The 426-nt window shown below is 67.8% G+C and carries 1 protein-coding gene; it reads right to left on the bottom strand.

What is annotated here, in order from left to right; translation table 11 throughout:
• The coding region (locus tag XH80_RS02815; protein ID WP_271597237.1) for a methyl-accepting chemotaxis protein at nt 1–426 on the bottom strand (426 nt) is incomplete at both ends.

Genomic DNA, 426 nt, shown 5'->3' with positions numbered 1-426 from the left:
CGCGGTCTGGCTCGCCAGCGATTTCACTTCGCTCGCGACCACCGCAAAGCCGCGACCGGCTTCCCCGGCGCGCGCCGCCTCGATGGTCGCGTTCAGCGCCAGAAGATTGGTCTGCTCGGCAATCGCGGTGATCAGCTTGACCACCTCGCCGATCTGCTGCGCCGCATGCGAGAGCTTGCCGATCCGGCCATCGGTTTCCTTGGCCTGCACCACGGCGGCCTCGGCAATGCGGCTGGAATCGCGGACCTGGCGGCCGATCTCCTCGACCGAAGCCGACAGCTCTTCGGTCGCGGTCGCGACCGACTGCATGTTGCTCGAGGCCTGCTCGGAGACGCCGGCGACCTGGCTCGACAAGGTCTGTGTCGTCTCGGCGGTGCGGGTCAGCGTGGATGCGGACGATTCAAGCTGCACGGCGGACGCCGAAAC

The organism is Bradyrhizobium sp. CCBAU 45384, from assembly GCF_028128665.1.
GTDB lineage: Bacteria > Pseudomonadota > Alphaproteobacteria > Rhizobiales > Xanthobacteraceae > Bradyrhizobium > Bradyrhizobium manausense.
Note: the sequence above shows the minus strand (reverse complement) of the source record. Positions and strands in the feature narration are given on the sequence as shown.